At 71.9% G+C, this 25,998-nt stretch carries 25 protein-coding genes; 5 read left to right on the top strand and 20 right to left on the bottom strand.

All coding sequences use genetic code 11. From position 1 onward, the window contains the following. Positions 1–67: 67 nt before the first annotated feature. The 4 genes from coaBC to mihF all read right to left on the bottom strand — a co-directional run bounded on the left by coaBC (position 68) and on the right by mihF (position 2,728). On the bottom strand, positions 68–1,315 hold the full coding sequence (coaBC, locus tag ACFSL2_RS04200; protein ID WP_377196635.1) for a bifunctional phosphopantothenoylcysteine decarboxylase/phosphopantothenate--cysteine ligase CoaBC: 1,248 nt from the start codon (positions 1,313–1,315) through the stop codon (positions 68–70). Positions 1,316–1,385: 70 nt separating this feature from the next. Further along, positions 1,386–1,721: a DNA-directed RNA polymerase subunit omega gene (rpoZ, locus tag ACFSL2_RS04195; protein WP_129788923.1), complete on the bottom strand. Its 336-nt coding sequence runs from the start codon at positions 1,719–1,721 to the stop codon at positions 1,386–1,388. 94 nt (positions 1,722–1,815) lie between these two features. Next, positions 1,816–2,415, bottom strand: coding sequence for a guanylate kinase (gene gmk, locus ACFSL2_RS04190; RefSeq protein ID WP_377200763.1), 600 nt, complete (start codon positions 2,413–2,415; stop codon positions 1,816–1,818). A 1-nt stretch (position 2,416) separates the two neighbouring features. Then, the gene (gene mihF, locus ACFSL2_RS04185) at positions 2,417–2,728 is read right to left on the bottom strand and encodes an integration host factor, actinobacterial type (RefSeq protein WP_377196634.1); all 312 of its coding nucleotides are present in this window, start codon (positions 2,726–2,728) and stop codon (positions 2,417–2,419) included. 400 nt (positions 2,729–3,128) lie between these two features. Between mihF and ACFSL2_RS04180 the strand changes: the two genes are divergently transcribed. After that, positions 3,129–5,321 (top strand): SGNH/GDSL hydrolase family protein, encoded by a 2,193-nt coding sequence (locus ACFSL2_RS04180; protein WP_377196633.1) that lies wholly within the window; start codon positions 3,129–3,131, stop codon positions 5,319–5,321. A gap of 58 nt (positions 5,322–5,379) precedes the next feature. Here ACFSL2_RS04180 and pyrF read toward each other — a convergent pair whose 3' ends face one another. The 13 genes from pyrF to ACFSL2_RS04115 form a co-directional block, all read right to left on the bottom strand. After that, entirely contained in the window at positions 5,380–6,291 is a 912-nt protein-coding gene (gene pyrF, locus ACFSL2_RS04175; protein ID WP_377196632.1) for an orotidine-5'-phosphate decarboxylase, read from the bottom strand. Further along, positions 6,288–9,674 carry a carbamoyl-phosphate synthase large subunit gene (carB, locus tag ACFSL2_RS04170; protein WP_377196631.1) on the bottom strand — a complete coding sequence of 1,129 codons (3,387 nt, stop codon included), beginning with the start codon at positions 9,672–9,674 and terminating at the stop codon, positions 6,288–6,290. The genes pyrF and carB overlap by 4 nt, the downstream gene beginning before the upstream one ends. Next, a complete protein-coding gene (gene carA, locus ACFSL2_RS04165; RefSeq protein ID WP_377200762.1) occupies positions 9,674–10,990 on the bottom strand; it encodes a glutamine-hydrolyzing carbamoyl-phosphate synthase small subunit in 1,317 nt (438 codons plus the stop codon). The genes carB and carA overlap by 1 nt, the downstream gene beginning before the upstream one ends. Before the next feature lie 8 nt (positions 10,991–10,998). Continuing rightward, positions 10,999–11,637, bottom strand: a complete 639-nt coding sequence (locus tag ACFSL2_RS04160; protein WP_377196630.1) for a PH-like domain-containing protein — start codon at positions 11,635–11,637, stop codon at positions 10,999–11,001. Next, positions 11,634–13,019: a dihydroorotase gene (locus ACFSL2_RS04155; protein WP_377196629.1), complete on the bottom strand. Its 1,386-nt coding sequence runs from the start codon at positions 13,017–13,019 to the stop codon at positions 11,634–11,636. Before ACFSL2_RS04155 ends, ACFSL2_RS04160 begins: the two co-directional genes overlap by 4 nt. Next, complete coding sequence (locus ACFSL2_RS04150) at positions 13,016–14,035, bottom strand: aspartate carbamoyltransferase catalytic subunit (protein ID WP_377196628.1); 1,020 nt, start codon at positions 14,033–14,035, stop codon at positions 13,016–13,018. Before ACFSL2_RS04150 ends, ACFSL2_RS04155 begins: the two co-directional genes overlap by 4 nt. Beyond that, complete coding sequence (gene pyrR / locus ACFSL2_RS04145) at positions 14,032–14,712, bottom strand: bifunctional pyr operon transcriptional regulator/uracil phosphoribosyltransferase PyrR (protein ID WP_377196627.1); 681 nt, start codon at positions 14,710–14,712, stop codon at positions 14,032–14,034. Before pyrR ends, ACFSL2_RS04150 begins: the two co-directional genes overlap by 4 nt. Positions 14,713–14,874: 162 nt before the next feature. Then, on the bottom strand, positions 14,875–15,267 hold the full coding sequence (locus ACFSL2_RS04140; protein WP_377196626.1) for an ArsR/SmtB family transcription factor: 393 nt from the start codon (positions 15,265–15,267) through the stop codon (positions 14,875–14,877). Continuing rightward, entirely contained in the window at positions 15,261–15,734 is a 474-nt protein-coding gene (locus ACFSL2_RS04135; protein ID WP_377196625.1) for an SRPBCC domain-containing protein, read from the bottom strand. Before ACFSL2_RS04135 ends, ACFSL2_RS04140 begins: the two co-directional genes overlap by 7 nt. 109 nt (positions 15,735–15,843) lie before the next feature. After that, complete coding sequence (locus tag ACFSL2_RS04130) at positions 15,844–17,109, bottom strand: MFS transporter (RefSeq protein ID WP_377196624.1); 1,266 nt, start codon at positions 17,107–17,109, stop codon at positions 15,844–15,846. Positions 17,110–17,180: 71 nt separating this feature from the next. Beyond that, a complete protein-coding gene (gene nusB / locus ACFSL2_RS04125) occupies positions 17,181–17,597 on the bottom strand; it encodes a transcription antitermination factor NusB (RefSeq protein ID WP_377196623.1) in 417 nt (138 codons plus the stop codon). A gap of 56 nt (positions 17,598–17,653) precedes the next feature. After that, positions 17,654–18,217 carry an elongation factor P gene (efp, locus tag ACFSL2_RS04120; protein ID WP_357468226.1) on the bottom strand — a complete coding sequence of 188 codons (564 nt, stop codon included), beginning with the start codon at positions 18,215–18,217 and terminating at the stop codon, positions 17,654–17,656. Between the two features lie 128 nt (positions 18,218–18,345). Continuing rightward, complete coding sequence (locus ACFSL2_RS04115; RefSeq protein WP_377196622.1) at positions 18,346–18,852, bottom strand: Pycsar system effector family protein; 507 nt, start codon at positions 18,850–18,852, stop codon at positions 18,346–18,348. Between the two features lie 195 nt (positions 18,853–19,047). Between ACFSL2_RS04115 and ACFSL2_RS04110 the strand changes: the two genes are divergently transcribed. Together ACFSL2_RS04110 and ACFSL2_RS04105 are read left to right on the top strand one after the other, a co-directional pair. Beyond that, positions 19,048–19,701 (top strand): hypothetical protein, encoded by a 654-nt coding sequence (locus ACFSL2_RS04110; RefSeq protein ID WP_377196621.1) that lies wholly within the window; start codon positions 19,048–19,050, stop codon positions 19,699–19,701. Positions 19,702–19,708: 7 nt separating this feature from the next. After that, on the top strand, positions 19,709–20,533 hold the full coding sequence (locus ACFSL2_RS04105; RefSeq protein WP_377196620.1) for a hypothetical protein: 825 nt from the start codon (positions 19,709–19,711) through the stop codon (positions 20,531–20,533). Positions 20,534–20,577: 44 nt separating this feature from the next. On the opposite strand, the gene ACFSL2_RS04100 is transcribed toward ACFSL2_RS04105, so the two are convergent. Together ACFSL2_RS04100 and soxR are read right to left on the bottom strand one after the other, a co-directional pair. Continuing rightward, complete coding sequence (locus ACFSL2_RS04100) at positions 20,578–21,036, bottom strand: type II 3-dehydroquinate dehydratase (protein WP_377196619.1); 459 nt, start codon at positions 21,034–21,036, stop codon at positions 20,578–20,580. Between the two features lie 100 nt (positions 21,037–21,136). Then, positions 21,137–21,625: a redox-sensitive transcriptional activator SoxR gene (gene soxR / locus ACFSL2_RS04095; protein ID WP_377196618.1), complete on the bottom strand. Its 489-nt coding sequence runs from the start codon at positions 21,623–21,625 to the stop codon at positions 21,137–21,139. Positions 21,626–21,692: 67 nt separating this feature from the next. On the opposite strand from soxR, the gene ACFSL2_RS04090 reads away from it, so the two are divergent. Continuing rightward, positions 21,693–22,781, top strand: coding sequence for an alcohol dehydrogenase catalytic domain-containing protein (locus ACFSL2_RS04090; RefSeq protein WP_377196617.1), 1,089 nt, complete (start codon positions 21,693–21,695; stop codon positions 22,779–22,781). Further along, positions 22,778–24,091, top strand: a complete 1,314-nt coding sequence (locus ACFSL2_RS04085) for an MFS transporter (protein ID WP_377196616.1) — start codon at positions 22,778–22,780, stop codon at positions 24,089–24,091. Before ACFSL2_RS04090 ends, ACFSL2_RS04085 begins: the two co-directional genes overlap by 4 nt. A 72-nt stretch (positions 24,092–24,163) precedes the next feature. On the opposite strand, the gene ACFSL2_RS04080 is transcribed toward ACFSL2_RS04085, so the two are convergent. Next, entirely contained in the window at positions 24,164–25,843 is a 1,680-nt protein-coding gene (locus ACFSL2_RS04080) for an HNH endonuclease signature motif containing protein (RefSeq protein ID WP_377196615.1), read from the bottom strand. Positions 25,844–25,998: the final 155 nt, after the last annotated feature.

Raw genomic sequence — 25,998 nt, 5'->3', positions numbered from 1 at the left:
CCTACGGTCTCGCACAGCGAACAGTCGATCCTGGTAGGTGAGACGGGCATCACGGCCCCGCCGAAGGCTACGGCAGCAGCTTCACGACGGCGTCCCAGAGGGCGTCCGCCACCGCGCGCTTCGACCCGGAGGCCTGCCCGACGACGTCGCCGGCACCGTCCAGGACCGTGACCTCGTTGGAGTCCGTGCCGAAACCACGACCGGAGCCGACGGCGTTGACCGCGATCAGGTCAGCGCCCTTGCGCCGGGCCTTGGCGCGGCCGTGCTCGAGGACGCTCCCCGAGGCGTCGCCCGTCTCGGCGGCGAAGCCCACCACCACCTGGTCGGGCCGCAACCGTTCCCGGGCGAGCTCCGCCAGGATGTCGGGGTTCTCGACCAGCTCGATCGGCGCGGGACCCTGCCCCGGCACCTTCTTGATCTTGGCGTCCGGCGTGGCGGCAGGACGGAAGTCCGCCACTGCCGCGGCCATCACCACGACGTCGGCGTCCGCACCGGCGGCCCGCACGGCGTCGCGCAGCTGTGCCGTCGACTCGACCTGCACGACGGCGCAGGGCCGCTCGCCGGTCCGCACCTGCTCGGTCACGTCCTGCGCGAGGTTGGCCGCCACCAGGGTCACGTGTGCACCGCGTGCGGCAGCCGCCTGAGCGAGCGCGACACCCTGCCGGCCGCTCGACCGGTTGCCGATGAACCGGACCGGGTCGATCGGCTCCCTGGTGCCGCCCGCGGAGACGACGACGTCGCGGCCGGCCAGGTCCTGCGACTCCGGCCGGGATCCGGCGGGCTCCACCTCGGTGCCGACCAGGGCGAGCGCCTCGCGCGCGATGTCCTCCGGGTCGGGCAGCCGGCCCGGCCCCGTGTCCGCACCGGTCAGCCGGCCCGCCGCCGGCTCGATCACGTGCACGCCCCGCTCGCGCAGGGTGGCCACGTTGGCCCGGGTCGCGGGGTGGTCCCACATCTCGGTGTGCATCGCCGGGGCGAACACCACCGGGCAGCGGGCGGCGAGCAGCGTCGTGGTCAGCAGGTCGTCGGCGAGGCCGACGACGGCACGCGCCATGAAGTCCGCGGTCGCCGGTGCGACGATCACGAGGTCGGCGCCCTTGCCCAGCGCCACGTGCTGGACGCCGGGCACGTCGTCGAACACCTCGGTGCTGACCGGCTCGCCCGACAGCGCCTCGAAGGTCGGCGCGCCCACGAACTCGAGCGCGGCACGGGTCGGCACGACCCGCACGGCGTGCCCCTGCTCACGCAGGAGGCGCAGCAGGAGCACCGCCTTGTACGCGGCGATCCCCCCGCTCACACCAAGGAGGATCCTCATCGATGGTCGCCCTTCGGCACGCTCGGCGGCATGCTCATCAGCAGCTCGGATACCGCGGATCGAACCCCGGTCAGGCCGGGAACTCGGGCAGCGGCTGCTCGGCCTTGGCGGCCGCGGCGGCGTCGGCCTGCGCCTGGACCTCCGCCGGGTCGACCTCCTCGATCGTGAGGAGGCCCTGGGTGATCTCGCGCATCGCGATGGAGAGCGGCTTCTCCTGGTTGCGGGTCTCGACGAGCGGACCCACGTTCTCCAGCAGGCCCTCGTTGAGCTGCGAGTAGTAAGCGTTGATCTGACGGGCACGCATGGACGCGTACAGCACGAGGCCGTACTTCGAGTCGATGCGCTCGAGCAGCTCGTCGATCGGCGGGTCGGTGATGCCCTCGGGGGCGGCGACGGTTCCGGCCATGATGAAGCTCCAGAAGTCTGAGGTGATGGGGGAAAGTCCGAAGGAAGAGTCTACCTGCTCTGTCGCTCGGCGGTGATCGGGCGGGACGCCCGCCCTAGCCGGCGACGGGCGTGGAGGAACCCACGCCCATGACGGAGACCAGCTCGTCGGTGGCGCGGTGGACGTTGTCGTTCACGATCGTGACGTCGAACTCCTCCTCCGCCGCGAGCTCGACCCGTGCGGTGGCGAGCCGGCGCTCGCGCTCCTCGGAATCCTCCGTGCCGCGGCCGACGAGCCGGCGCACCAACTCGTCGAAGCTCGGCGGCGCGAGGAAGACGAACCGGGCCTGCAGGCCCGAGGTCGTGACCGCGGAACGCACCTGGCGCGCACCCTGGAGGTCGATCTCCAGGAGGACGGGCACTCCGGCGGCGAGCTTCTGCTCGACCGGCCGACGCGGCGTTCCGTAGCGGTTCTGACCGTGCACCACGGCCCATTCGAGCATCTCCCCGGCGGCGACCATGCGGTCGAACTCCTCCGGTGACACGAACAGGTAGTGCACTCCGTCCACCTCGCCCGGACGCGGCGACCGGGTGGTCGCCGACACAGACAGCCAGACTTGCGGATAACGGTCCCGCACATCAGCGGAGACCGTGCCCTTGCCCACTGCCGTGGGGCCTGCGAGCACGGTCAGCCGTGCGGGTTGTGTCGTACTGATCTCAGCCAAACCTCTCGATGAGCGCCGCCGACTGGTGCGGTCCGAGGCCTCGGACGCGGCGGGTCTCGGCGATCCCGATCTCTTCCATGATCGCCTTGGCCTTAACCTTACCGACCCCCGGCAGTGACTCGAGCAGCGAGACGACCTTGAGCTTCCCCACGACGTCGTCCTGCTGCCCCTGCTCGATGACCTCCTTGAGGGAGCCTTGCGAGTACTTGAGCTTGTTCTTGATCTCTGCCCGCGCGCGTCGCGCCTCGGCCGCCTTCTCGAGTGCTGCCGCACGCTGCTCGGGTGTGAGTGGAGGTAGTGCCACGCAAGTCACCTACTCGTGTCTCGACCGGTCTCCTGGCTCGGACACCCGTGGTCCTCGCTCGGGCACGATGCCCAAGTCCGTGACCTGGTCCGCAACCGGTCTGGTGTGAACTGCTGCATCGAAAGTAGCCACCGGGTCAGTGGTCGGCAATCGCAGAACGCCACTTCGTGAAAATTCATGCAGACGTGCGTTTAGTCATTTAGTACATATCGCATTAAAAGGGCCTCAATTGCGACGGTTGGCGCCACGGCCGGGGCTCGTCACGCCCGCGACTTCCGCTGCCTTCCCCGAGGTCCGCGGCCCGTGCCACCTCGCACCGGACCGACCATTGACGCCGGATCGACCGTCGCCGTACCGTCCATCGACACTGACACCGATGTCATGGCCAGAGGAGTGCCGCGTGCCCCGAAGCAGCAGATCGACGAATCGTCTCGCCTCCCTCACCGCAACCTTTGTCACAGCGTTCGCCACGGCGGCCGCCCTCGTCGTCGGCGGGCCCGGCGGCCCGCCCCCGGCGCTCGCCCAGGACCCGCCGACGTCCGCCGACCGGCCCACCTGGGTGGGCACCTGGTCGGCGGCCCCCAACGGTGGCACCGGCACCGACGGGTACGCGGGCTTCACCATCCGCAACCTCGTGCACACCAGCGTCGGGGGCGATCGCGTCCGCGTGAAGCTGTCCAACGCGTTCGGCACCGAGCCCGTGCTGGTGGAGCACACCACCGTCGGCGTCCAGCGGCTCCCCGGATCGGCCGCCGTGGCGGACGGCACGCTGCGCGACGTGACGTTCGACGGCAGCACGGCGGTCACCATCCCCGCCGGGGCCGAGCTCTACAGCGATCCGGTCGCGCTGCGTCTCGGCGCGGCCGCCGACCTCTTCGTCACGACCTTCACCCCGGAGCCGTCCGGGCCGGTCACCTACCACGCCGAGGGTCTGGCGACGTCGTACTTCGCCACCGACGGCACCGACCACGCGGCGAGCGTCGACGGGAGCGCCCTGACCGAGACCACGACCGCGCTGCACTACGTGACGGAGGTCGACGTCGAGCCGGGGCAGAGCCCTGGCGCCGTGGTCACCCTCGGGGACTCGATCACCGACGGCGTGGGCTCCGCGCGCGACCGGAACCGCCGCTACCCGGACGTGCTCGCCGCGCGGCTCCGCGCCGAGGGCGGCGACCTCGGCCGGATGGGCGTGCTGAACGCGGGCATCAGCGGGAACCGGGTGCTGCTGGACGGCGCGGGGGTGCGCGCGACCGAGCGCGTCGACCGCGACGTGCTCCAGCGGGCCGGGGCCAGCAGCGTCATCGTGCTGCTGGGCATCAACGACATCCAGCAGCAGCCGCACCAGCTCGACCCGGACAAGATCGTCGCCGGTCTCCGGCAGATCGCCCGCGACGCCCGGGACGCCGGGCTGACCGTGATCGGCGGGACCATCACCCCGTTCAAGGGCTGGTACAGCTACGGCCCCGAGCAGGAGGCCACCCGTCAGGCGGTGAACGACTGGATCCGGACCACCGACGAGCTCGACGCGGTGGTCGACTTCGACGAGACGATTCGCGATCCCGACGACCCCCAGCGGATGCTGCCGCGCTATGACAGCGGCGACCACCTCCACCCGGGCGAGGCGGGTCTGGCGGCGATGGCCGGAGCCGTCGACCTGTCCCGGCTCGGAACGCCGGGCAAGGTGCTGCCCGGTGAGCCGGCACCGGTGGAGCGCTCGGTCGGCGTCGCGAGCTCCCCGCAGTCCGCCGTGGCCGTCGCGGGACGGCCCGCCGAGATCGGCTTCCAGGTCCGGGCCGTCGTCCAGAAGCCCGGCACTGCCACGGGCACCCTCACCACGGTCGTCGACGGGGACCGCACGGTGACCCCGTTCGAGGTGCTGAGCGAGGGCCGGATGACCCAGGTCGACCTCAGCCCCACGGTCCGGGTGCCCGGCGACGCCGAGCCCGGCACCAGGACCGTCCGGTTCGAGATCGCCGTGGAAGGCGGTGGGCGGGCCGTCACCACCTCCGAGCTGGAGCTGGTGGCCGTCGGGTGCGCACAGGACGACGATGTCTGCCCGGTCGGCCTCGACCACGACCACGACTCGGTCGCCAGCGCGGCCGACGACCGCGACGGCAACTTCGACGGGCTGGGCTGGAGCTATGCGGCGGAGACCCTGCCGGACGCCGGCACCACCCTGCTGGCAGGGATGGCGTACGCGTTCCCGAGCGGCGCCGACGGCGACGACAACACCGTCGTGGCGGACGGGAAGACGATCGACCTGCCCGACCTCAGGTCGGACCGCCTGCACGTGCTGGCGGCCGCCGGCAACGGCTCGGTGAACGAGACCGCCACGGTCACGTACACGGACGGCGGCACCGAGACCGTCTCGCTCGCCTTCAGCGACTGGGCCCAGGGTCCGGGGAGCGGCGAGCACGTGGCGGTACGGGCCCCGTACCGGCTGCGGGCCGGCGTGGGGCGCGACGGCCCGGCCGTGCACATCTACGGCCGCGCCAACGAGCTCGACCCGTCCCGGACCGTGACCGCCCTGACCCTGCCGGACGAGTCCCGGCTGAAGATCTTCGCCCTCACCCTGGAGGTGGCGACCCCGTAGCCGGAGCCCGGGACGACTCTCCCGGCCAGGCCTGCGCGGCCGGCCGGGAGAGCTTTCGTCAGGACCGCAGCGCCGCCTGCGCCTCTCGCGCGGCGGTGCGTGCGGCACGCACCAGGTCGTCCCGGTCGGGTCCGGCGCCGAGCACGGCGCGGGACGACGACGCCAGCACGTTCCGCCGGGCGGCGCCGAACGTCGTGGCGAGCTCCCGCTCCCCCGCGCCCTGCGCGCCCACACCCGGGGCCAGCAGCGGGCCGTTCACCGCCACCAGGTCGGTGCCCGTGGCGCGGACCGCGTCACCGATCGTGGCACCGACCACGAGACCGACGGAGCCCAGGGGCTCGGCTCCCGCGTTGAGCACCGCCGCCCGTGCGGCCATGAGCGCGGCCACCGTGCCGCCGGCCGCGCTGCCCGGAGCATCCTCCGGGCCGGCGGTGCGCGCGTGCTGCACCTCGAAGCCCTCCTTGTTGGAGGTGAGGCACAGCACGAACAGCCCTCGGCCCGTGGCCGCGGCCAGCTCCACGGCCGGCTGCAGCGAGCCGAACCCGAGGTACGGCGACACCGTGATCGCGTCCCCGGCCAGGGGCGAACCGTCCGCGAGGAACGCCTCGGCGTAGGCGCCCATCGTCGAGCCGATGTCGCCCCGCTTGGCGTCCACGATCGTCAGGGTGCCCGTGCTGGAGGAGCCCGCCGCGCGAGCCGCCGCCACGACCTCCTCCAGGACCGCCAGGCCACGTGAGCCGTGCCGTTCGAAGAACGCCGCCTGCGGCTTGACGGCCGCGACCTTGCCCCCGAGCGCGTCCACGACCCGCAGCGAGAACTCGCGCAGCCCGTCGACGTCGTCCCGCAGGCCCCAGGCCTGCAGGAGCGACGCGTGCGGGTCGATGCCCACGCACAACGGGCCGTGCTCGTCCATCGCGGTCGCCAGGCGGGCGCCGAACGGCACCACCGGGGTGGGCCCGACGCCGCTCATGCGTGCGCCGCCGCCTCGACGACTGCCTTGGCCGCCGCCAGGCGGGCGACCGTCGCCGCCTGGTGCTCCTGGAGGCTCGCCACCTCGAACGGCCCGGCGAGCACCGCCTCGATGCCCTGCACGGCGGCTGCGAGCTGGTCCACCGTGGTCGCTATCGGCTTGTCCGCCGCCGTCGTGGCCGCACGGATCTCGTAGCCGTCCGCGCGGGCTCCCTGGCCGGAGGGCGAGTTCACCACCAGGTCGATCTGCCCCTCGGTGATGAGGCCGACGACCGTGAGCTCGCCGTCCGGGCCGCGGCCCTCGGTGTGCTTGCGCACCACCGTCGCCTCGATGCCGTTGCGGCGCAGCACGGTGGCCGTGCCCGCGGTCGCCAGAACCTTGAACCCGAGCTCGACCAGGCGCTTGACCGGGAAGACGACGTGCCGCTTGTCGCTGTCGGCCACCGACACGAACACGGTGCCCGACGTCGGCAGCCCGCCGAACGCTGCCGCCTGCGACTTCGCGAACGCGTGCGGGAAGTCCTTGTCGAAGCCCATGACCTCGCCGGTGGACCGCATCTCGGGGCCGAGCAGCGAGTCGACGACCAGACCCTCCCGGGTGCGGAACCGCTTGAACGGCAGCACGGCCTCCTTGACCGCCAGCGGGGCGCCCAGGTCGAGCGTCGCGCCGTCGTGCTCCGGGAGCATGCCCTCGGCGCGCAGGTCGGCGATCGAGTCGCCCACCATCACGCGCGCCGCCGCCTTGGCGAGGGGCGTGCCCGTCGCCTTGGAGACGAACGGCACCGTGCGCGACGCGCGGGGGTTGGCCTCCAGGACGTACAGGACGTCGCTCACGAGCGCGTACTGCACGTTCAGCAGGCCGCGCACCCCGACGCCCCGGGCGATGGCCTCTGTGGAGCGGCGGATGCGCGCGATCTCGGTCTCGCTCAGGGAGACCGGCGGCAGCACGCACGCCGAGTCGCCCGAGTGGATGCCGGCCTCCTCGATGTGCTCCATGACGCCGCCGAGGAACAGCTCCTCGCCGTCGAACAGGGCGTCGACGTCGATTTCCATCGCGTCGTCGAGGAACCGGTCGATGAGCAGCGGCGCGGCCAGCGTGCCGTGCGCGCCGGAGTCGGCGTGGGTCAGGGCTGCCGCGTCGAGCGCACGCTCGACGTACCCGGTGAGCTGGTCCTCGCTGTAGACGATCTCCATGCCACGGCCGCCCAGCACGTACGACGGGCGCACGAGCACGGGGTAGCCGATGCGGTCGGCGATGTCGCGCGCCTGGGCGAGCGAACGAGCGGTGCCGAAGGCCGGGGCGGGCAGGCCGGCGTCGTGCAGCACCTGGCCGAAGATCCCGCGGTCCTCCGCGGCGTCGATCGCCTCCGGGCTGGTGCCGAGGATCGGCAGGCCGGCCTCGGCCAGCCGCCGCGCGAGGCCCAGCGGCGTCTGCCCGCCGAGCTGCACGATGATGCCCTTGACGGGCCCGGCGGCGAGCTCGGCCTGGTACACCTCCAGGACGTCCTCGAAGGTCAGCGGCTCGAAGTACAGCCGGTCGGACGTGTCGTAGTCCGTCGAGACCGTCTCCGGGTTGCAGTTGACCATGACGGTCTCGTACTTGTCCGCCAGGGCCAGGGTGGCGTGCACGCACGAGTAGTCGAACTCGATGCCCTGCCCGATGCGGTTGGGGCCGGAGCCGAGGATGATCACGGCCTCCCGCTCGCGGGGTGCCACCTCGGTCTCGGCGTCGTAGCTGGAGTAGTGGTACGGCGTCCTGGCCTCGAACTCGGCGGCGCAGGTGTCGACGGTCTTGTAGACCGGGCGCACCCCCAGCGCGTGCCGGATCTCGCGGACCGTGACCTCGCCCGTGGAGCCCATGCCCCGCAGGCGGGCGATCTGGGCGTCCGAGAGCCCGTGCCGCTTGGCGTACCGCAGGACGTCCTGCGTGAGGGTCGGCGACGCCGCCACCTCGGCCGCCACCTCGTTGACGAGCTGGATCTGGTCCAGGTACCAGGGGTCGATCTTGGTGGCGTCGAAGACCTGCTCGAGCGTGGTCGCCCCGGTCGCGACGGCCCGCAGTGCCTGCTGCACCTGCACGAGCCGCTGCTCGGTGGGCCGTTCGATCTCCTTGAGCAGCGTCGCCAGCTCCTCGCCCGCCGGGGCGTCGCCGTCCCAGTGGAACGTCACGCCGCCCTTGTCGATCGAGCGCAGGGCCTTGCCGAGCGCCTCGGTGAAGTTGCGGCCGAGCGCCATGGCCTCGCCCACGGACTTCATGGTGGTGGTGAGCGTGTCGTCGGCAGCGGGGAACTTCTCGAACGCGAACCGCGGGACCTTGACCACCACGTAGTCGAGCGTGGGCTCGAAGCTCGCGGGGGTCACCTTGGTGATGTCGTTCGGGATCTCGTCCAGCGTGTAGCCGACGGCGAGCTTGGCGGCGATCTTCGCGATCGGGAAGCCGGTCGCCTTGGAGGCCAGCGCCGAGGAGCGGGACACGCGGGGGTTCATCTCGATCACGATGATGCGGCCGTCGGCCGGGTCGATCGCGAACTGGATGTTGCAGCCACCCGTGTCCACGCCCACCTCGCGGATCACGGCGATGCCGATGTCCCGCAGCTTCTGGTACTCGCGGTCGGTCAGCGTCATCGCGGGGGCCACGGTGACGGAGTCGCCGGTGTGGACGCCGACGGGGTCGACGTTCTCGATGGAGCACACGACCACGACGTTGTCGTTGTGGTCGCGCATCAGCTCCAGCTCGTACTCCTTCCACCCGAGGATGGACTCCTCCAGGAGCACCTCCGTGGTGGGCGAGTAGTGCAGGCCCTGCCCGACGATGCGGTGCAGGTCGGCCTCGTCGTACGCGAGGCCGGAGCCGAGGCCGCCCATGGTGAAGGACGGGCGCACGACCATCGGGTAGCCGAGGACCTCGGCGGCCTTCAGCGCCTCCTCGATGGAGTGCACGATCTCGGAGCGTGCCGACTCGCCGCCGCACTTCTCGACGACGTCCTTGAACTGCTGGCGGTCCTCGCCCTTCTGGATGGCGGGGATGTTGGCGCCGATGAGCTCGACGCCGTACTTCTCGAGCACCCCGGCCTCGTCGAGCGCGATGGCGGCGTTGAGCGCCGTCTGGCCGCCCAGGGTGGGCAGCAGCGCGTCGGGGCGCTCCTTCGCGATGATCGTGGTGAGGACCTCGGTGGTGATGGGCTCCACGTACGTGGCGTCCGCGAACTCGGGGTCGGTCATGATCGTGGCCGGGTTCGAGTTCACGAGGATGACCCGCAGGCCCTCCTCGCGCAGGACCCGGCACGCCTGGGTGCCGGAGTAGTCGAACTCGCAGGCCTGGCCGATGACGATCGGGCCGGACCCGATGACCAGGACCGAGGAGATGTCGGAACGGCGAGGCATCAGTGGTTCTCCTCGGTGGTGAGCTGTGCGGTGGTGAGCTGTGCGGTGCCGGTCTGAGCTGCCGGCTGCGGGGACCTGATGGCGGGCGGCCAGGCCGCCGGGTTCGTCAGGAGGCCGACGAACCGGTCGAACAGGTAGGCGGCGTCGTGCGGACCCGCCGCTGCCTCCGGGTGGTACTGCACCGAGAAGGCCGGCAGGTCGAGACAGGTCAGGCCCTCGACCACCTGGTCGTTGAGGCCGACGTGGGAGACGACCACGCGGCCGTAGCGCCCGCCGTCGTGCGGCGCGCTCGAGCCCGCGTCGTCGAGCGGCGCGTCCACGGCGAAGCCGTGGTTGTGCGCGGTGACCTCCACCTTGGCGGTGGTGCGGTCCAGCACCGGCTGGTTGATGCCGCGGTGCCCGTAGCCGAGCTTGTAGGTGCCGTAGCCGAGCGCCCGGCCCAGGAGCTGGTTGCCGAAGCAGATGCCGAAGAACGGGATCTTGCGGTCCAGGACGGCCCGCAGCAGCTCGACCTCGTGGCTGGACGCGCTCGGGTCGCCGGGGCCGTTGGAGAAGAACACGCCGACGGGGGTGCCGTCGGCGGGCAGGGCAGCCTCGAGGTCGGCGATCGTGGAGGACTGCGGCACGACGACGACGCGGACGCCGCGCTCGGCGAGGCGCACCGGCGTCATGGTCTTGATGCCGAGGTCGACGGCGACGACCGTGGCGATCGGGGCCTTGCCCGTCTCGCCCCCGTACTCGGCGGGGTTCACGGTGGCCGGCTCGACCGTGTAGGGCTCGGTCGTGGAGACCTCGCGGGCCAGGTCGGCGCCCGCCATCTGCGGCGACGCCTGGACCTGGGCCACGAGCTCCTCGACGGGGCGCGGGTAGCCGTCGCGGACCAGGTCGGCGCCGGAGAAGATGCCGGCGCGCATGACGCCCTCCTCGCGCAGCCGGCGGGTCAGCGCACGGGTGTCGACGTCGGAGATGCCGACGACGCCCTGCTCGGCGAGCTCCTCCCCCAGCGAGTGCTGCGCGCGCCAGCTCGACACGCGCCGCGCGGGGTCGCGGACCACGTAGCCGGAGACCCAGATCTGCCCCGACTCCGGGTCCTCGTCGTTGACGCCGGTGTTGCCGACGTGCGGGGCCGTCATGACGACGATCTGCCGGTGGTAGGACGGGTCGGTCAGCGTCTCCTGGTAGCCGGTCATGCCGGTGGAGAACACGATCTCGCCGAACGTGGTGCCCGTGGCGCCGTACGCGCGGCCGCGGTAGGTGGTGCCGTCCTCGAGGACCAGTGCTGCGGGTGTGGCGGGGGACGTAGCTGTGGGTGTCATCGGGATGGTCACCGGGCCTCCTGCTGGTGCGGGTCCTGCTGGTGCGGGTACTGCTGGGCGTGCTGCCCGGAATGCTGCTGTGGGGTGTGCTGCTGGCCCTGCTCCGGGGCCTGCTCCAGGGCCTGCTCCTGGGCGGCGAGCAGGTGGCGCACGGCGTCGACGAGACCGCCGCGGTCCTCGGCGCGTCGCGGGCGCAGCCCGGTGTCGACGAGGGCCGTCGCGACGTCGTCGGCCGGCGGGACCGACCAGGTGAGGACCACGAGGCCGTCGGCGCCGACGTACTTGCCCGCCATGCCCGGGGCGAGGCCCGCGCTGCGGACGGCGTGCACGGGCACCCAGAGGTCGTCGGCGCCGTCGCGCTCGACCAGCACGCCGCCGTCGTGCACGGACACGAGGGCACCGGACCGGTCGCCCAGTCCGTGCGCCCCGACGCGGGCGAGCCAGTCGCCGTGCAGCGTGGTGGACACGTAGACGGCCTCCAGCGGACCGAACCGGACGGGCCCCACCTGCTCGGGACCGGGCACCGCCGGCGGCCGCGGCACGACCGTGGTGGTGCGCTGCGCGAGCCGGCGCCGGCCGATGAGGGTCACGTACAGCACGAGGAAGATCGCGAGCGCGACCAGCAGGGCGATGGCCAGGATCTTCATCGGGCGGCTCCTTCGAGGGGCCGGCCGTCGGCGCCGGCACGGTCGACGACCGCGCCGTCGAGCACCGTGGCCCGGCCGCGCAGGAACGTCGCGACCACGCGGCCCGGGAGCTCCATGCCGGCGAACGGCGTGTTGTCGCTGGCCGTGACCTGCGCGCGCCCCTCGACGGCACGGGTGGCGGACGGGTCGACCAGCGTCAGGTTGGCGGGCTCACCGACGGCGATCGGCCGGCCCTGGCTCCCGCCGTGCTCGGCGTCGATCCGGCCGATGCGTGCGGGGTTCTCCGACAGCACGCGGGCCACGTCCGTCCAGGTCATGCGTCCGGTGTCGACCATCGTCTGCTGCACCACCGACAGGGCCGTCTCCAGGCCGGTCATGCCGAACGCGGCGGACGCCCACTCGCAGTCCTTGTCCTCGACCGGGTGCGGGGCATGGTCGGTGGCGACGATGTCGATCGTGCCGTCGGCCAGGCCCTCGCGGACCGCCTCGACGTCCTTGGCGGTACGCAGCGGCGGGTTCACCTTGAACACCGGGTCGTAGTCGCGGGCCAGCTCGTCGGTCAGCACCAGGTGGTGCGGCGTCACCTCGGCAGTGACGTCGATGCCGCGACCCTTGGCCCAGCGGATGATCTCCACCGAGCCGGCCGTGGACAGGTGGCACACGTGCAGCCGCGAGCCGACGTGCTCGGCCAGCAGCACGTCGCGCGCGATGATCGACTCCTCGGCGACCGCGGGCCAGCCCGTCAGGCCGATCTGCGCGGAGACGACGCCCTCGTTCATCTGGGCGCCCTCGGTCAGGCGCGGCTCCTGTGCGTGCTGGGCCACGACGCCGTCGAACGCCTTGACGTACTCCAGCGCGCGGCGCATCAGCACCGGGTCGTGCACGCACTTGCCGTCGTCGGAGAAGACCCGGACACGAGCGGCGGAGTCCGCCATGGCACCGAGCTCGGCGAGCTTCTCGCCGCCCAGCCCCACGGTCACGGCCCCGACGGGGTGCACGTCCACCCAGCCGGCCTCCTGGCCCAGGCGGTACACCTGCTCGACGACGCCCGCGGTGTCCTGCGTCGGCGTCGTGTTCGCCATGGCGTGCACGGCCGTGAAGCCGCCCGCCGCGGCCGCACGCGTGCCGGAGAACACCGTCTCGGCGTCCTCCCGGCCGGGCTCGCGCAGGTGGGTGTGCAGATCGACCAGCCCGGGCAGCAGGACCAGGCCCGCCCCGTCGCTGCCCGACGCCGCGATCTCCGTGGCTCCCTCGGGCGCCTCGACCGTTCCGGCGGCGCCGAGGGCGGCGATCACACCGTCCGCGAGCACGACGTCGACCGGGTCCGTCCCGTAGGGGCGGACGCCCCGCAGGACGTAGGCCACGGGTGTAGGGGTGCTCACAGGGCATTCCTCTCGTCAGTGCTGGTCTCAGAGCCCGGATCGGTACCGGCCAGCAGCAGGTACAGGGCGGCCATCCGCACGGCGACGCCGTTCGCCACCTGCTCCACGATCACGGACCGCGGGTGGTCGGCGGCGGCCGCCGAGATCTCCAGACCGCGGTTCATCGGTCCGGGGTGCATCACGATGGCGTGCTCGGGCAGCACGGCCAGACGCCGGGCGTCGAACCCGAACTTACGGCTGTACTCCATCGGGCTCGGGAAGAACGAGCCGGAGCCGCCCGACATCCGCTCACGCTGCACCCGCAGCATCATGACCCCATCCGGCTGCCACTGCTCGAGCGTCTCGTCCAGGTGGTACGACACGCGGCACGGCCACGTCTCCACGCCCACGGGGACCAGGGTCGGGGGCGCGACCAGGGTCACCTCGGCGCCGAGGGTGTGCAGCAGGTACACGTTCGAGCGGGCGACGCGCGAGTGCAGCACGTCCCCCACGATCGCGATGCGCAGCCCGGACAGGTCCGCGCCCGCGGAGGTGTCGGTCCCCCGACCGTCCTCGCCGACGTTGCCCACCAGGTGGCGGCGGATCGTGAACGCGTCCAGCAGTGCCTGCGTGGGGTGCTGGTGCATGCCGTCGCCGGCGTTGAGCACGCCCGCGTCGAGCCAGCCCGCGTGGGCCAGCTGGTGGGCGGCCCCGGAGGCCGAGTGGCGCACCACCACGGCGTCAGCGCCCATGGCGTGCAGGGTGAGGGCCGTGTCCTTCAGGGACTCGCCCTTGGAGACGCTGGAGCCCTTGGCCGAGAAGTTGATGACGTCGGCGGACAGCCGCTTGGCCGCCGTCTCGAACGAGATCCGCGTGCGTGTGGAGTCCTCGTAGAACAGGTTCACCACCGTGCGCCCGCGCAGCGTCGGCAGCTTCTTGTTCTCCCGCGACTGGGTCGCGGCCATCTGCGCGGAGGTGTCCAGCAGCAGGATCGCGTCGTCCTTGGACAGGCCCTGGGTGGTCAGCAGGTGCTTCACCGCACGCCTCCGTCCGTCGTGGCCGGGCCCGCCGGAGCCGCGCTGATCACCACGGCGTCCGCGCCGCCGTCGACGTCGGACAGCCGCACCCGCACACGCTCCCTGCGCGACGTGGGCAGGTTCTTGCCCACGTGGTCCGCACGGATCGGCAGCTCGCGGTGCCCGCGGTCCACCAGGGCAGCGAGCCGCACCACGCGCGGGCGGCCCAGGTCGTTCAGGGCGTCGAGCGCCGCACGGATGGTGCGCCCGGAGAACAGGACGTCGTCCACCAGGACGACGACCTTGTCGTCGATGGTGCCGTCCAGGCTGCCCGGCAGGACCGTCTGCCCGACGGCGCGCGTGGGCTGCCGACGCAGGTCGTCGCGGTACATGGTCACGTCGAGCGTGCCGTACTCGCCGCTGAAGGAGGGCTCGATCTGCGTCAGGCGCTCGGCCAGCCGGTGGGCCAGCTGCACGCCGCGCGTGGGGATACCGAGCAGGAGGAGGTCGGCGGCGCCCTTGTTCCGCTCCACGATCTCGTGGGCGATGCGGGTCAGCGCTCGAGCGATGTCGGCCTCACCGAGTACGGTCCGCTCGACGACGGTGCCGGGATCCGCTGAGGTCGGATCACCTGGTGTCGGAGCTGTGCCGTGGTCGGCTGGGGCGCTGGATTCGGGCATGCGGCTGCCAGGATTCATCTGGCGACCTCCTTCTCCGCCTCACGGGACGGGTTTAAAGGGAGTCTGACAGCCACCACCTTAACCTGCCGGACATGTGCCGGATGCCGAGGCAGCCGCCCGCCGAAGCGGCGTTGCTCACACCCACCGCCCCCGCGGAGCCGGTTCCCGCGGCGCACGACGTCAGCCGCCGTCCAGGCCCTCCGCGATCCGCGCGATGCGACCCAGGCGGGCCTCCCACGCGTCCCCGATCCGCTCCAGCCGCCGGCCCAGCGCCGTCAGCTCCGCACCGAGCGCGCGGTACCGGCGCTCGCGGCCCACCAGGCGCGACTCGACCAGCCCGGCCGCCTCCAGCACCGCGAGGTGCTTGGCGATCGCCTGCCGCGTGACCGGCAGCCGATCGGCGAGGGCCGACGCGGTGAGGCCCGTCGTACCGGTGCCGGCCGTCCCCGGATCCGCGGGGCCGGCCTCCGCCAGGGTCGTGAGCACGGCCCAGCGGGTCTCGTCGGCAAGTGCGGCGAACGCGGCGACGGGCGAGCCTCCCGCCGCCGCCGTGGCGCCGGCCGGCCTCACCACGCGCGCGACTCGACGTACTCGACCAGCTCGTCCAGCTCGCCGTCCCAGCCCTCCCGGTTGCCGTCCAGGGCGGCGCGCAGGGCGTCGTCCATGTCTCCGTCGAAGCCGGTCTCGTGCACCGTGAGGTACGTGCCGTCGCCGTCGGGCCGCAGGGTGAACTCGGCCTCGGTCATGCGGTCGGGCTCGTCGGCCGACTGTCCCCACCGGTAGGCGAGCAGGCGGCCCGGCTCGGCCCGGGTCACCTCGAAGGGGAACCAGCCGTACCCCTCGAAGTGGAGGCGGCCACGGGTGCCGGCGGCGAGCGGGCCCCCGTCGTCCGTCTCGCAGCCGTCGCCGAACCAGCCGGCGACGTGCTCGGGCTCGGAGAGAGCGCGCCAGACCGCGTCGGGCCGGGCGGCGACGCGGACGGTGCGGGTCACGGATCGCTCGTCGAGGTCGACGGTCGCGCGGGGCTGGGCGATGGTCATGGCTTCCTCCGGGGATATGTGCAATCAGCTGGTTGCACATCATCATGCACCGCGGTCGAGGAACATGCAACCCTTAGGTTGCACCAACCGGGTGTCGCCGCCCGCCGGGTCAGTCCCGCAGCACCACCGCCGCCAGCCCGGCCGCGACCGCCACCAGCACGAGCACCATCCACACCGTGCCGGGCCAGCCGGCCAGCGCGAAGCCGACGCCGCCGAGCCAGCCGAACACGCTGGAACCCGTGTAGTACGCCAGGTTGTAGACGGCGGCCGCCTGGGTCCGGGCGCGCGGCGCGGCGACCGGGGTCCAGCCGCTCGCCACCGCGTGGGCGGCGAAGAACCCGGCCGTCAGGATCACGAGGCCCGCCAGGACGAGCGGCAGCCGGTCCGACAGCGTGGTCAGCACGCCGGCCGCCTGTACCCCGGTCGAGACGACCAGCACGCGGCGCCGGCCGTACCGCACCACGAGCCGCCCCGTCCGCGCCGACGACCACGTACCGGCCAGGTAGGCGAGGAACACGAGGCTCACCACACCGGAGGACAGCCCGAACGGTTCGTCGACCAGGCGGAAACCGAGATAGTTGTAGACGGCGACGAAGCCGCCCATGAGCAGGAGACCCTGTGCGTCCAGCACCAGCAGCCGCGGGCTGAACAAGACCCGCAGGCGGCTCACGGCCGGGATCCCGGTCTCCGACTCCTCGGCCGGTGGCCGGCTGCCCGGTGTTCGACTGCCCTGTGCTCGACTGCCCTGTGCTCGACTGCCCTGTGCTCGGCTGCCCGGGGGCCGCTGGTCCCGCGGCGCCAGCCAGACGAACACGCCTGCCGCGACGAGGCACGCGACCGCGACGGCGCCCACCCCCGCGCGCCAGCCGAAGAGCTCGGCGACCCCGCCCGACACCAGGCGCCCCAGGAGCCCGCCCATGGACGTGCCGGCCACGTAGGTGCCGGCGGCGCGGGGCACCATCGATGCCTCGCCCGCCTCGGTGAGCATCTCGGTCAGGTATGCCATGGCGACGGCGGGCACGCCCGCGACGAGCAGCCCTTCGAGGGCGCGGCCGGCGACGATGAGGCCGAACGTCGGCGCGAACGGGACCATCAGCCCGACGGCGGTCGCCCCGAGCATCGCGACGGTCATCGACCGCACCCGTCCGACGCGGTCCGCCACCCACGCCCAGGGCAGCACGCCGACGGCCAGGCCGAGCGTCGCGGCGGAGACGAGCAGCGCCGTCGCGGAGGCCGACGTCGCGAGCTCCCGGGCGGCGTCGGGCAGGACGGACTGCGGCGCGTAGAGCTGGGCGAACGCAGCGGTCCCGGCGCCGAACAGCGCGACGAGCAGACGTCGCTCGTCGAACCGTCCGGCGCCGGGACCGGTGCTCACGCGTGCCGGCGGCCGGCGCTCGCGGTCATGCCGACCTCGTACCAGACTTCATGGCGGAGCTCGGGCCGGCCTCAGGCCAGCAGGGTCGGCTTCAGGTCCTTGACCCGGCCGAGCAGACCGTTCACGAAGGCCGGGGAGTCGTCCGTGGACAGGTCACCCGCGAGATCGACCGCCTCGTCGAGCGCGACGGCGTCGGGCACCTCGTCGTTGAAGAGGACCTCCCAGGAGCCGATCCGCAGCAGCGCGCGGTCGACCGCTGGCATGCGCTGGAGGCTCCAGCCCTGCGAGTACGTCTCCAGCACCTCGTCGATGCGGTCGCGGTAGGCGACCACACCCTCGACGATGTCGACCGTGTACTGCGGCACGGCCGCCTCGCTGTGCGGGACGGCCACGCGGTCGGCGAGGAGCTTCAGCGGGTCGATGCCCCGCTGCTCCGCCTCGAAGAGGATGTCGGCGGCGCGCTTGCGCGCCTTGGTGCGTGCGCCCATGGTCTCTCTCTGCTACGAAAACTCTGCTACGAAACCTGCTGGAGGGCTGCTGTGCGTCAGTCCGTGACGCGACCGAGGTAGTCGCCCGTACGCGTGTCGACCTTCACCCGGACACCCTGCTCGAGGAACAGCGGGACCTGGATCTCTGCGCCCGTCTCGAGGGTCGCCGGCTTGGTGCCGCCGGTGGACCGGTCGCCCTGGAGGCCCGGCTCCGTGTAGGTGATCTCCAGGACCACGGACGTCGGGAGCTCGATGTAGAGCGGCGTGCCGTCGTTCGAGGCGAGCATGACGTTCATGCCCTCGAGCATGTAGTCCTTCGCCTCGCCGACGGTCGCGGCGGGCACGTTGATCTGGTCGTACGTGTCGGTGTCCATGAAGACGAAGTCCTCGCCGTCCATGTACAGGTACTGGAAGTCGCGGCGGTCGACGTTGGCCGTCTCGACCTTGATGCCGGCGTTGAACGTCTTGTCGACGACCTTGCCCGAGAGCACGTTCTTCATCTTCGTCCGGACGAACGCTCCACCCTTGCCCGGCTTGACATGCTGGAATTCGATGACCGACCAGAGGTTGCCGTCGATCCGGAGCACGGTGCCGTTCTTGATGTCGTTGGAGGTAGCCACGTTCGTCTTCCTGTGTCGGTGAAGGTGTGTACCCAGGGCACGCCGACAGGGAGCCGGCGGCTGGGGTGATCAAGCGGGGTGTCAAGCAGCAGCGGTCAAGTCTAACGGACGACGGCGAGCACGCCGGTCTACCCGCCCGTGCGGACGATGACACCGAGCGCTGCAGCGACGACCATCAGGATCACAGACACCGGATAGAACGTCAGAGCTCGTCGAATGTTGGCGTGCTTCTGCGCCGAGATGTCCGCGAGGTTCTTCACCTGGACCCATGCCTCGCGACGATCGCTCTCTGGACTGGTCGCCGCCAGCTCCTCCACCGTTGCTGCGGCAATGTCCGGCAAGGAGTAACGGGAGAACTCTCGTCGCTTCATACGGGGACGGAGCGACAGGACCAGGTACAGACCCGCGACACCGCACAGCACGATCGCGATGAAGCCCAGTGCGGCAGCGAGCACGGCAAGCCCAGCCCCTGGCTCCAGAGCCTGGGAGAACGGGATCGCCGGCGTCCCGACACCGAAGGTCAGTGCGATCGCACCGACAAGAACACTCGTCTTGAGGTCCGCGTTGGTGATGGTCAGCTGGAGCATCGACTGGACGAACTGCGCATCCGCGGCGCCGCCGTCACTGTCCGGCATCCGAGTCAGCCGAGCCGAATCACGCTGCACCCGGCCGATGCCCCACCGACTCATACGGCCTCCTGACCTCGAACGACGCCACTGCTCGGGCGAGCGTACCCGCGCCCGCACCGAGCGCCGCGGAGTTCGCGTCAGATTCGACCGGACTTAAGTCTCGAACTTATATACCTCCAAGTTAAGGTATATCCTTGACGGGTGTTCACAGTTATCGGGGATATCGTCGGCTCCCGCGCCCTCGAAGACCGGGCGCGGGCACAGCAGGCTGTCGTTGCCACGCTCCTCCGGGTCAGCAGCGTCATGCCTCTCGCACAGCGGCTGGAGCCGACCTTCGGCGACGAGATCCAGGGCGGGTTCGAGACAGTCGCCGACGCGACGCTCGCAACCCTGCTGATCCGGCTCGAGCTCAATCGACTTGCGCACCCTCAGCCCCCGGGCGATGCATCAGCTGAGCCGACGCCCGAGCTGGTCACGATGCGTTTCGGGATTGGCAAGGGCGACGTCAGGGTGTTCGAGCTGGAAACCCAGCCGATTCGCCAGGATGGCCCTGGCTGGCATGCAGCCCGCGATGCGATCGACTCGCTCGGCAAGAAGCCTGGTACGAGGTATGTCGGCCCCACGGATGTCGCATGGCCCCGGCCCGCGGCCGTCAACGCGTTCCTCGTTGCACGGGACTGCCTCGTCGATACACTCAACCACCGCCAGCGGCGGATGCTGCTCTTCACACTTCACGGCGAACCCCAGAAGGCCATCGCCGAGCGGGAGGGCATCTCCCCATCGGCCGTGAGCCAGGCGTTCGCGAAGGGCGTGAGCGCCATTCGCGACGCGCAGACCTTGTTCGGAAAGGCGTGATGCACGGATGGCAGTCCTCGGAGCATTCCTCGCAGCACTGGGCGTGACGGACGCGATCCGCGACACCAGCCAAGGACCCATCTCTCCCACCCGGCGTTACGCCGCACTGGCCGCCGGTCTTGTCACCCTGGGTGCCCTGTTGACCGCTGGCGGCGTCTCGGCAGCCACCGGACTAGCTGTTGGCATTCCACTCGCCACACTCCTCGCGGTCTGGGTCCACGACGGCGTTATCGCGCGCGCCTTCGGAGAGGCTCCGGGCCTTGCTGTCGCCTTTTCAGCAGTGAGCCTGGGCATCGCTGTTGCGCTCCTCTTCGGGGAGGCCGCACCCACCGCGTGGCCGAGCTGGGTGCCGGGACCTCTGTCGGAGCTCCCCGTCTCGCGCGTGATTCTCGTGGGCGGCATCGCCCTGTTCCAGGTAGCTACGGCGAACCTGCTCGTCCGCCTCATTCTCGAGGCCGTCAACGTTCCCAGCAAGGAAGGTTCCGCCCGCCTGCGAAGCGGACGCGTGCTCGGGCCGATGGAGCGGCTCTTCATCGTCGGGCTCGGGCTTGCCGGAAACCTGACGGCCGCAGCAGTCGTAGTGGGCGCCAAGGGCTTGCTCCGCTTCCCCGAGCTCGCCGCCAGCGAATCCAGGGGCGCCAGCGGGCCGCCGCCGATCATCATCCAGGCTGCCGGCGCCGAAGGTTCCGGTAACGGTGCCGACCCGGAGCCCGCCACCACACCTGTCGACCACGGGCCGAACCCCGTCACCGAGTACTTTCTGATCGGCAGCTTCGCAAGCTGGCTCCTCGCGCTCGGCGGGCTCGGGCTGGCCATGCTTGTCTGGGAGTGAGTTAAGCCGCTTGCTTAACTACCTCAAGGTTAAGTTCCTGGCTTCTACTGACTGAGCCGCTGTGCGATCGCCGACAGCGCCAGCCGGTAGGAATCGAACCCGAAGCCGGCCACGGTGCCTGTCGCGACCCCCGCCACCACGGAGTAGTGCCGGAACGACTCCCGCGTGGCCGGATTCGAGAGATGCACCTCGACGAGCTGCAGGCCCGCCGTGCTGACCTGGGCGGCAGCGTCACGCAGGGCGTACGAGTAGTGCGTGAACGCGGCCGGGTTGAGCACCACATGGGCACCGGCGTCGACCGCCTCGTGGAGCCAGCCGACGATCTCCGACTCGCCGTCCGTCTGCCGCACCTCGACCTCCAGACCGAGCTCCGCGCCCCACTTCGCGGCGGCGACCTCGAGATCCGCCATGGAGGCGTGCCCGTAGATCTCGGGCTCGCGGACACCGAGCCGGCCGAGGTTGGGTCCGTTGAGCACCAGGACACGGGGCAGTGCAGAAGCCATGGCCGAGAGCCTAGTCGGCCACGGCAGCCGCCGCCGTCACGCCTGCGCCCGACACCCGCGGCCGGCCGGCGCACCGGCCGGGTCCGCCTTCGGTCGACCGTCAGACCCCGTCCGGCTCCAGCCCTTCGACCAGCAGCGTCCGCGGGCCCGGGCCGGCCTCGGCGAGCTCGTCGTGCGGGTTGGTCAGGGCGCACCGGCGCAGCGAGAGGCAGCCGCACCCGATGCAGTCGGTGAGGTGGTCGCGCAGCCGCGACAGCTGCTCGATCCGCGCGTCGAGGTCGTCGTGCCACGCCTGCGAGATACGGCGCCAGTCCTTCGCGGTGGGCGTGCGGTCGCCGGGAAGCGTGGCGAGCGCCGCACCGATGTCCGCGAGCGGGATGCCGACGCGCTGCGACACCCGGATGAACGCCACCCGCCGCAACGTCTCGCGCCGGTAGCGCCGCTGGTTGCCCGACGTGCGCCGGCTCGCGATGAGCCCCTTGCGCTCGTAGAAGTGCAGCGCCGACACCGACACGCCGCTGCGTGCGGCGAGATCACCGACGGTGAGCTCGTCACGGTCCCACGGGACCTGGGGACTGACTGATTCCACGTGCCGCCTCCAGCGGATCCGAGGCCACCGTTGACCTCAACTTTGGTTCAGGTTGAATGATACCGGCATGGACGCGATCAGACACCACACCTTCGGCCCGCCGGAGGTACTCACGCTCGAACAGATCCCCGACCCGGTGCCGGGGCCCGGCGAGGTGCTCGTCGACGCGGTCGCGCACGGCGTGCACCTCGTCGACGTCACCGTCCGCCGCGGCGAGAGCGGCCCGCCGCTCCCCCTGCCCAGTCTCCCGACCGTGCCCGGCCGAGAGATCGCGGGCACCGTCGCCGATGTCGCACCCGGGGTCGACCCCTCGTGGATCGGACGGTCCGTGGCCGCGCACCTCGGCCGTGTGCCGGACGGCGGTGGGTACGCCCGACGGGTCGCCGTCGCCGCCGACAAGCTGCACGCCATCCCGGACAGCCCTGGCGGCAACCCCCTCGACCCGGCGGACGCGATCGCCATGATCGGCACCGGCCGGATGGCCGTCTACACGCTCGACATCGCGGCACCGACCGCGACCGACGTGGTCGTGGTGACTGCCGCGGCCGGCGGGCTTGGCACACTTTTTGTGCAGGAGGCGCTGCACACCGGGGCTCGCGTCATTGCCCTCGCAGGCAGCGACACCAAGCTCGCCCGCCTGCGAGAGCTGCTCCCCGACGTACCCACCGCCGGCGAGACCGACGGGCAGTCCGGCACCGCCCGCCTCGCGCTCGTCGACTACGCCGCTCCCGGCTGGACCGCCGCCGCACGCGCGGCCCTCGGGGACTCCCCCGCGACGCTCGTGCTCGACGGCGTCGGCGGAGACCTCGGCACGGCCGCGACCACCCTGTTGGACGGAGCCGACGGCGCGGGAGCCCGCACCGGCGCGGCGCCCGGGCGGCTCGTCGCGTACGGCTGGGCCTCCGGCGCACCGAACCGCTACACGTCCTGGGCCGGGGACGACGACCGGATCGAGTCCACCGTCGAGGTCCGCTACGCCCTGGGGCCCGATGCTCCCCCGATGCCCGACCAGCGCCCGTACCAGGAGCGCGCGCTGGCCCGTGCGGCGTCGGGCCGGTGGCGGGTGGTGACGCACCGGGTGCCGTTCGCCGAGGCGGCCCGGGCGCACCGCGAGCTGGAGGAGCGCCGCACCACCGGCAAGGTGGTGCTGGTGTGACCGCCACCGTCGCCGCCGCACCCGTACCACCTGCCCCGGTGTCGGGCACGCTGAGCCGGGGCGCCCAGCGCCTCGTGATCGCCGGGATGATCGCGCTGTGCTCGCTGGGCGCGTTCGAGTCGCTCGCGGTGTCCACGGCGATGCCGACCGTCGCCGTCGACCTGGACGGGCTGCGGCACTACACGCTCGCGTTCGCGGTCGCGTTGGCCACCGGCGTGGTCGGGATGCTCGCGGCCGGTCGCTGGTGCGACCGCAGCGGTCCGACGCCGGCCATGTGGACCGGCGTGGCGCTCTTCGTGGCCGGGCTCGTCGTCGCGGGGACGGCGACCGGCATGGGCGCCCTCGTCGCGGGACGTGCGGTACAGGGAATCGGCAGCGGGCTCTACGGCGTCGCGCTGTACGTGCTGGTGGCGCGCGTGTTCGCCCCGGAGCGGCGGGCCGCCGTGTTCTCGGCGTTCGCCGCGGCCTGGGTGGTGCCCGCGATCGTCGGCCCCGGGCTGGCCGGGCTCGTCGTGGAGCATCTGGGCTGGCGCTGGGTATTTCTCGGCGCCGCCGCGCTGACCGTCCCGGCGGCGCTGCTGATGCGGCCGGGGCTGACTGCGGCGAACGCGCGCGACGCGGCTCCGCGCGACGCGGACCCGGGCGACGGAGACGGCGACGGCGACGGCGCACAGCCAGGGCCTTCCCCGCTGCCTGCGCTGGGCCTGGCCCTCGCGGTGCTGCGGGCCAGGCGGGGCCTGCCGGCCGTCATCTCGGTGCGGGCCCTGGTATCGGCGGCGTTCATGGGTGCCGAGGTGCTGCTGCCCCTGCTCCTCGTGCACGAGCGCCAACTGAGCCCCGGGAGCGCCGGGTTGATCCTGACCGTGGGGGCGCTCGGCTGGTCGGTGGCATCGTGGGTGCGTGGGCGCGACGTGCTGCATCTGAGCCATGCAGGTTACGTGCGGCTCGGCGGGGTTCTGCTGGCGCTGGGGATGGCCGGTGCGTCGGTGCTCGTCCTCCCGGACGTGCCTGCCGGGTTCGGCATGGCGTTCTGGGTGCTGTCGGGCAGTGGGATGGGTCTGGTCTACCCGACTCTGTCGGTCCTCACGCTCGACCTCGCGGCGCCGCACGAGCAGGGTTCGGCGTCGTCCGCCCTGCAGGTCGCCGACGCCGTCGCGGCAGCCATCGCATCGTCGGCGACCGGCGCCCTCCTGTGGGCCCTCTACGACGTCGCGGGACTGACCGCGTACGCAGCGGTGCTCGGTCTCACGAGCGTGCTGGCGTTGACGACCGTGCTGCTGGCCGGCCGGACGCGGGTCCTCCGGGCATGACCGTCGCGGAGGCGGCCCGACTCCGGAGTCAGCCGGAGTCAGCCGGCCTCCGCGGCCGTCGGAGCCCGTCGGTCAGGCTGCTTCGGCAGCAGGTGGTCCGGCCTCCGGTGGGGGTAGTGCGTCGAGCGAGGGTAGGGCCTCGAGAGCGTCGGGCAGGCGGATGCGATGCCCACGGGCATCGGTGAACGCCCACCCGGTCTCCACGAGGGCTCCGAGCGCGCCGGTACCCGGTGCCGGCTTGCCGGTCCAGTGCATGACAATGCCTCGGGCGTCCACGAGCTGATGGTGGAACCAGCACAGCAACGCACTGTTCGCGACCGAGGTCTGCCCACCGTCAGCCCAGTGCCGCACCGCATGGTGCACCTCGCACCGCGACGGCGGCTGATCACACCCCGGATACACACAATGCCGATCCCGGGCAATCACCGCACGACGGATCTGCCCCGTCACCGTCCGCTGCGCACGACCCACATCCACCACCGCACCATCCGGCCCGAACACGACCCGCGTGACCGCACCATCACACGCCAACCGCCGCAACAACGCCCGGGGCACGCGTCCACCCGCCTCGGTGAACACCGGACCACCAGCCGACAGCGCTCCGGACACCGACGGCATGGCCGAGCCCCCACCCGCCACCGCCGTCGTGCCCGCTGCGCCGGCGCTCGCCCGGCTGCCGCGGGCGGGCGTGGCCTGCCCACAGGTGAGGCACAGCCCCTCGCGGGTCCGGGTGACCTGCGTGACCAGCTCCGACCACGACACGGTCACGTTCAAGTGCGGTCGGATCGCCGCGCCCGGGGAGGCCTGATCCGTATCCAGCACGACCCGGGCCACGTCTGCCAACCCCTGCGCCCGACGCTGCGTCGACGTGCGCACCTCTCCGGCCGCGGGCGCACCCATGACCGCGTTCACCGCCGCCGAGACCAGCAGGCCGTGCTCGTCGGTCAGGAACCCCGCCACGTGATAGCCGCCCAACGTCTTGGACAGGTCCAGGAACTCCCCCTGCGCGGCCTTGTCGTCCTCGATGTCGTCCGTGCCCGGATCGGTCACCGTCGCGAACCGGCGCGCCACCACACGAAACCGGTCCGCGTTCAACACACCCGCCTCACGCAACACCAGACCCTCACCGGTCACCAGCGTCCCGTCCGCGACCGCCTGCTCCAGCACCGCGGTGATCCGCTCCCGTGTGCGAGTGCCGTCCGGATCATCCAACGGGTCCGGGAAGTCCACAGACACGCTCTGCACGAACTGCTCGGGCGTGGTCGTCTGCCCCGTACGGGTATCGACCAACCACGCCAACGCGTCCGTGCGGGTCTCGCTCGTCGGCGCGACCTCCGCCATCACCCGCGCATGATCCACACCCAGCCGCCCCGCGACCAGCTGCTCCCGCGTCACGGGCAACGCCGTCGCCAGCCGGCGCGCCATCGCCACGTCCCTACCCGCCGTCGCCGACGACACCCCCTCACGCAACCGCAACCACGCCCGGAACGTACGCGCCATACCACCCGACCGCCACGAACCCTCCCGCTCGACCCGCTCCAGAACGGTGTACCGCACCCCGTCCAGACGACCGGTCACCCGACGGATCCGCGCATGCGCCTCCACCAGGCGCGTCACACTCGGCGCGTCCCACCCGTTCAGCACCTCCGGACCGACCAGGTCCGCCAGATCACCCACCGCATCCTCGAGCCGGCCCAGCACCTCCTCGAACGAACCCATGGCAGGCGGACCGTCGGACGCCGTGCCGTACATCGACCGCTCCACCGATCCGCCCCCTCTACCTCTAGCTCTCCAACTCTGACTACATCCATTATCTCGAACATTCGTACGCTTCGCAGCGGCAAACCAAGATCTGTGGACAACTCTCCCGACCCGGTCGGCAGTTCCCCCGGCATCACTCTCGGGAA

It is taken from the genome of Promicromonospora aerolata (genome assembly GCF_042682255.1).
Lineage (GTDB): Bacteria > Actinomycetota > Actinomycetes > Actinomycetales > Cellulomonadaceae > Promicromonospora > Promicromonospora aerolata.
Note: the sequence above shows the minus strand (reverse complement) of the source record. Positions and strands in the feature narration are given on the sequence as shown.

Bases quoted from the DNA above. Each gene is read 5' to 3' on its own strand.
- ACFSL2_RS04135 (WP_377196625.1), bottom strand. From the start codon at position 15,734: ATGACCATCGCCCAGCCCCGCGCGACCGTCGACCTCGACGAGCGATCC.
- ACFSL2_RS04105 (WP_377196620.1), top strand. From the start codon at position 19,709: ATGGCAGTCCTCGGAGCATTCCTCGCAGCACTGGGCGTGACGGACGCG.
- ACFSL2_RS04115 (WP_377196622.1), bottom strand. From the start codon at position 18,852: ATGCCGGACAGTGACGGCGGCGCCGCGGATGCGCAGTTCGTCCAGTCG.
- nusB (WP_377196623.1), bottom strand. From the start codon at position 17,597: ATGGGCGCACGCACCAAGGCGCGCAAGCGCGCCGCCGACATCCTCTTC.
- pyrR (WP_377196627.1), bottom strand. From the start codon at position 14,712: ATGAATCCTGGCAGCCGCATGCCCGAATCCAGCGCCCCAGCCGACCAC.
- carB (WP_377196631.1), bottom strand. From the start codon at position 9,674: ATGCCTCGCCGTTCCGACATCTCCTCGGTCCTGGTCATCGGGTCCGGC.
- ACFSL2_RS04100 (WP_377196619.1), bottom strand. From the start codon at position 21,036: ATGGCTTCTGCACTGCCCCGTGTCCTGGTGCTCAACGGACCCAACCTC.
- ACFSL2_RS04160 (WP_377196630.1), bottom strand. From the start codon at position 11,637: ATGAAGATCCTGGCCATCGCCCTGCTGGTCGCGCTCGCGATCTTCCTC.
- coaBC (WP_377196635.1), bottom strand. From the start codon at position 1,315: ATGAGGATCCTCCTTGGTGTGAGCGGGGGGATCGCCGCGTACAAGGCG.
- ACFSL2_RS04090 (WP_377196617.1), top strand. From the start codon at position 21,693: ATGGACGCGATCAGACACCACACCTTCGGCCCGCCGGAGGTACTCACG.
- pyrF (WP_377196632.1), bottom strand. From the start codon at position 6,291: ATGAGCGGCGTCGGGCCCACCCCGGTGGTGCCGTTCGGCGCCCGCCTG.
- carA (WP_377200762.1), bottom strand. From the start codon at position 10,990: ATGACACCCACAGCTACGTCCCCCGCCACACCCGCAGCACTGGTCCTC.
- rpoZ (WP_129788923.1), bottom strand. From the start codon at position 1,721: ATGGCCGGAACCGTCGCCGCCCCCGAGGGCATCACCGACCCGCCGATC.
- ACFSL2_RS04080 (WP_377196615.1), bottom strand. From the start codon at position 25,843: ATGTACGGCACGGCGTCCGACGGTCCGCCTGCCATGGGTTCGTTCGAG.